Genomic DNA, 5,151 nt, shown 5'->3' with positions numbered 1-5,151 from the left:
ACTTCGGCGCCGGAGCAGGTGCGGGCGCCTGGGCCGGCGTCTGCGGAGCGGCTGCGCCGTTCGCGGGTTGCATCGGCTGCGCGCCTGCCTTGCGCACGCCGCCACGGCCTTCCATGTTGCCGGTCGCAAAGACGTCGACTTCGTTCGGCTTCGAGAAGCTGTCGGTCGGCAGCGCGACGTCCGCGGTCTGCAGCGGCTTCACCAGGTGCGGCGTGATCAGGAAGATCAGCTCGGTGCGATCCTGCTGGAACGACGTGCTGCGGAACAGCGCGCCGAGCACCGGCACTTCGCCGACGCCGGGGATCGCCTTCAGCGCACCGCTCGCGTTGTCCTTGATCAGCCCGCCGATCGCGAACGATTCGCCGTCGCTCATCTGCACCGTCGTCGACGCGCGCCGCGTCGTGATCAGCGGCAGGATCGACGTGCCGCCGATGTTGGACGCGCTCAGCGTGACGCCCGTCTGCGACAGTTCCGACACTTCCGGCGCGACCTTCAGGCTGATCCGGCCGTTGGCCAGCACCGTCGGCGTGAACTTCAGCGCGACGCCGAATTCCTCTTCCTGCAGCGTGATCGACGAGACGCCGTTGCTGCCGCTCTGCGGGATCGGGATGAAGATCTTGCCGCCCGCGAGGAACGTCGCTTCCTGACCGCTGATCGTCACGAGGTTCGGCTCCGCGAGGATCTTGACGAGGTTGTCGGTGTTCTGCGCGTCGGCCGCGATGCTGAACGGCTTGTTGTTCGCCTTGTTGAACACGGCGCCGCTCGCGACGCCCGCGAGCAGGTTGCTGACCAGCGCGCCGCTCCACGAACCGAACCCGCCCTGGATGTTGAACGCGCTGCCCATCTGGTTGATCAGCGTCTTCGACACCTCGGCCACCTTCACCTCGAGCATCACCTGCTGCGGCGACGTGACGTTCAGCATGTTGAGCACGCCGCCGCCCTGCTTGCCGCCTGCCGCATCGCCCGCGCTGTCGCCGTACGCATGGGCGATCTGCACGGCCTGCTGCGCGGCCTGCGAGCTCGACACGGTGCCGGCCAGCACGATCGTGCCGGCCGCGGTCGACACATGGATGTCGCGCTCGTTCGGCATCAGTTGCAACAGCGACGCCTGCAGGCCGCCGGCGTCCGCGCCGACCGCGACGTCGATCACGCGGCATGCGCCGCTCCTGCCCTGCACGATCATGTTGGTCGTGCCGACCGCAAGCCCGAGGATGTACAGCGTCTGCGGCGACACCATCGTCGCCTGCGCGACGGCCGGGTTGCCGATCGTCCGATTGCGGACCGGCTCCGGCATCGGCACCAGCAGCGACTTGCCGAGCGGCACGGCGACGCTGGTCGATTCGCGCACGGCGCCGACGCAGTTCGGCCCGCGCAGCGGCCCCGCCGACGCGGCGGGCGCGGCGGCCGGCACCGGCGCCATGCTGATCGTCATCTGCATCGGCCCCTTGCCGACCGCGGCCGGCGCGCTGGCGCCGCCCTTCGTCAGCACCGCCGACTCGATGCCTTCCTGCGCGAGCGCGCCATACACGGTCAGCCATCCCGAACAGAGGATCGCGGCCATCATCGTGCCCCGTGCGACGCGTGTGCGCAGCGGGCCGGTACCTGTGCGTTGCGGTTTGATCTTCATTTCGTCTGATCCCCCGAGAGACCGGCGCCGTGCCGGTTATCGACTTCCAAGGCCGCCGCGCGATGACGGCGGCCGGTTTGTTGGTCTGGCTGTATGCATTCGTTTCAGAAACATTCGACGCTGCCCTTCACGCCCGTCAGCACGCCGACGCAGTCGCGCCGGACTTCCGGCGCCGCGTGCGACGCGACGTGCACGCGGACCGGCCGCACGTGGACGGGCGCCGGTGCCGCTTCCGGCACGGGTTCCTTGCCGAGCAGCGTCAGCTTGGTCGCGCCGCCGGTGGTCAGCGTCTTCTGGTCGACCTGGTTGCGCAGCACGAGCGACAGCGTGCCGACGCTGCGTGCGAGGTCGAGCCGTTCGGCCTGGTCGGGCGTGACTTCCAGCGTCACCGCGTTGACCACCTTCGGCGCCGTGTCGTCGCGGCTGACCTGCTGCGCGACGGCCAGCACGAGGATGTGCTCGAGCACGATCTTCGAGATGCTCTGCCCGTCGGTCTTGCCCTGCTGTTCCTGCGTGTTGACGATCACGTCGACGTAGTTGCCCGGCAGCGCGAAGCCCGCGACGCCGACCACGTCGTTCACGCGCACCGTGATCGCGCGGCTGCCGTCGGCGATCACCGCGGACAGCCCGCCCTTCGTCCCGACCGGCGCGAGCTTCGACTCGATCACCGGCTCGCCGCGCGCGAGGCTGGTGCGCACGACGCGCCCTTCGAGCGTTTTCGTATCGGTGAAGGCGCCGGTCGGCACGCTGCCGGCCGGCCAGCTGACCATGTGGATCTGGTTCGGCCCGAGCGGCTCGCCCAGGTTCAGGTCGGTGGTGGCCACCGCGACGGACGTGACCGAGCTCGTGGACGTCTGTACCAGCCAGCGGGACGCGAACACGACCGCGGCGAGACCCGCGACCATCGCGACGACCAGCATCATGAGCGCTCGACTGTTTTTCATGGCAATGCTCCTCGACGAATCGTGAAAGAAACGGCTCAACCGGTGATGAACGTGCGGCCTCCGCGCTCGACGGGCGGCGGATGACTGCCGTCCCGTTCAGGCGCCGCGCCGAAATAACTCGCCCACGCGTCGTACAGCGCGTCGTGCGTCACCTCGGGCGGATCGCCGCGGTAACGCGCGCCGGCGGCCACGAGGCGCAGCAGGTCCGCCGGAAAGCACGCGAGAAACGCCTTGCCGGTCGGCAGGTGCAGCCGATGCAGCAGGAAGTCGAAGGCATCGCTCGCCGACACGAGCCCGAGCGACGCGCAGGCCGCGTCGTACACCGCGCGGTAGTCGTCGATCGACATCGCGCCGACGTGCAGCTTCGAGCCGAGGCGGCGCATGAACGCGTCGTCGCAGAACTGCTCCGGCGCCAGGTTGCTCGAGAACACCGGCCACACGTCGAACGGCATCACGAAGCGGTTGCCGGACTCGAGCGTCATGAAATCGACGCCGCGATCGAGCGGCCGCAACCAGCGGTTGAGCAGGTCGCGCGGCTCGACGCGCTGGCGGCCGAGATCGTCGACGACGTACATGCCCATGTTCGCCTTCATGTGCGGCGGTGCCTGGTAGAAGCCGGCCGCTGCGTCGCGACGCAGGTCGAGCTCGTCGAGCGTCAGCTCGCCGCCCGACATCACGACCGGCCGTTCGCACAGCCGCCAGCGGCGATCGACCGACTGGCCGCCGGCCTGCGACCCGACGTCGACGTGCACGAGCGGGTCGTAGACCTCGATCACTTCGCCGGCCGCGCAGATCGCGTACGGGATCGGCACGCGGCCGTGCATCAGCGCGCCGAGCCGCTCGGCGAGAAAGGTCTTGCCGCTGCCGGCCGGGCCGTAGATCAGCAGCGGCCGGCCCGCGTTCAGCGCGGCGGCCGCCGCATCGAGCACCGCCGTGTCGATCACGATGCCTTCGAACGCCGCCCACACGTCGCTCTGGCCGATGTGCAGCTTGCGCACCGAATGCGCGGCCACGCTCGCGAGATACGCGTCGAGCGTCACCGGCGCGGGCCCGCTGTAGCCGCTGCGTTCCCGTTCCTCGAGCGCGAGCACGCGGCCCGCATCGGTCAGGCGGAACGTCACGTCGAGATCCGTCGCGCCGCGATGGGTCAGCTCGACGAGATGCTCGCGCACCAGGAACGCAAACACTTCGTCGAGTACCGCGAGCGGCAGGCAGTGCCGTTCGACCAGATCGCCGTACGACGGGCGGCCGAGCACCAGCGTCGACTTCAGCACGAGGCCGCCGACGAACGCCATGCTCAGGCCGGTTTCCGCGAGCGAGCGCGGCGCCGGCGGCAGCTGCGCGCCCGGCTTCGTATGGGCCTCCCGCGACGGCGGCGGATCGGGCAGGCGTGCCACCTGCGCATCGCGTCTCGGTTCGGTGTGGTTCGTGTTCATGATCGTTGCGTCCTCGTTGCGTTCTCGTTGCGGGTCCGCCGCGCTATGCGCACGACGCGAACAGCGTGCCCAGCGTGCCGACCGCGATCGCCACGCCGTACGGCAGCGTGCCGACCGATGCGATCTCGACGGGGCCGTCGTCGGCCTCGGCGCGCGCCGCCTGCGAGCGCCGCACGATCAGCGTGCGCACGTTCGTCCACATCTGGCGCATCCGCCCGCGCAGCAGCGCGTAGGCGATGGCGCCGATCCCGCCGGCCAGGAACGTGGCCAGCACGATGTAAAACGTCATTTCCGCGCCGACCCATGCGCCGATCGCGAGCATCAGCTTCACGTCACCCGCCGCCATGCCGCGCAACAGGTAGAACGGCAGCAGCAGGCCGAAGCCGGTCGCCGCGCCGGCGAGCCATCCGAGCACGCCCGCCGGCACGCCCTGCAGCAGGCACTGCGCGACCAGCGCGCCGGCCAGGCCGAGCAAGACGAGACGGTTCGGAATGCGACGGGTCGCGATGTCCGTGCTGGCCGCGGCGACCGCGAGCAGCGTCACGCACAACGGAACCGGGTAAGGCGGCGCAACGGGAAGCATGGCGAACCTCGCGTATCGAATCGGTGGATCAGGAAACCATGGACAACGCGGTGCTCACGGCGGCCGTCACGGCCGCGGCGATCATCTCGTACGCATCGCCGAGCGAGCCCTTCAGCGTGACGACGCTGCCCAGCACCGCGACGGCGAACATCGACGCGAGCAACGCATACTCGATCGACGTCACACCCTGTTCGTCGGCGATCCAGCCACGTGCGACACGCATGATGGTTTGCATGACGGTCTCCGGTTTCCGGTTGACGGAATCGCCGGGGACGGCTCGAACGCTGCACCAGCCGAGCCGTCCGCGGCACGGTCCATCAGATGGCTGCGACCGCCGAATCGAGGTCGTCCGCGATCGTGGTGAACACGGTCTTGAGGTCCTTGCCGACCGTCGACAGCGCGGCAATGATGCCGATGGCGATCAGCGCGGCGATCAGGCCGTATTCGATGGCCGTCACACCGTCTTCATCGCGGACGAAACGGCCGACTTGTTGAATGAACTTGGACATGATGATCTCCTTGCGTAGTCACTTTCGAAGCCTGGCGCGCCGGCTGGATCGG

The 5,151-nt window shown here is 69.2% G+C and carries 6 protein-coding genes; all 6 read right to left on the bottom strand.

The window, feature by feature from the left end; translation table 11 throughout:
- On the bottom strand, positions 1 to 1,627 hold a 1,627-nt coding region (locus JMF86_RS31340; protein ID WP_201317262.1), incomplete at its 3' end, for a type II and III secretion system protein family protein.
- Between the two features lie 104 nt (positions 1,628 to 1,731).
- The gene (gene cpaB / locus JMF86_RS31335) at positions 1,732 to 2,571 is read right to left on the bottom strand and encodes a Flp pilus assembly protein CpaB (RefSeq protein WP_011549055.1); all 840 of its coding nucleotides are present in this window, start codon (positions 2,569 to 2,571) and stop codon (positions 1,732 to 1,734) included.
- Between the two features lie 35 nt (positions 2,572 to 2,606).
- Positions 2,607 to 4,007, bottom strand: a complete 1,401-nt coding sequence (locus JMF86_RS31330; protein ID WP_011549056.1) for an ATP-binding protein — start codon at positions 4,005 to 4,007, stop codon at positions 2,607 to 2,609.
- A 43-nt stretch (positions 4,008 to 4,050) separates the two neighbouring features.
- Complete coding sequence (locus JMF86_RS31325; protein WP_011549057.1) at positions 4,051 to 4,590, bottom strand: prepilin peptidase; 540 nt, start codon at positions 4,588 to 4,590, stop codon at positions 4,051 to 4,053.
- 28 nt (positions 4,591 to 4,618) lie between these two features.
- Complete coding sequence (locus JMF86_RS31320) at positions 4,619 to 4,825, bottom strand: Flp family type IVb pilin (RefSeq protein WP_011549058.1); 207 nt, start codon at positions 4,823 to 4,825, stop codon at positions 4,619 to 4,621.
- An 82-nt stretch (positions 4,826 to 4,907) separates the two neighbouring features.
- Positions 4,908 to 5,099 carry a Flp family type IVb pilin gene (locus tag JMF86_RS31315; RefSeq protein WP_011549059.1) on the bottom strand — a complete coding sequence of 64 codons (192 nt, stop codon included), beginning with the start codon at positions 5,097 to 5,099 and terminating at the stop codon, positions 4,908 to 4,910.
- Between the last annotated feature and the right edge of the window lie 52 nt (positions 5,100 to 5,151).

This window comes from Burkholderia sp. E168m15, from assembly GCF_016586105.1.
GTDB classification, from domain to species: domain Bacteria; phylum Pseudomonadota; class Gammaproteobacteria; order Burkholderiales; family Burkholderiaceae; genus Burkholderia; species Burkholderia orbicola.
Note: the sequence above shows the minus strand (reverse complement) of the source record. Positions and strands in the feature narration are given on the sequence as shown.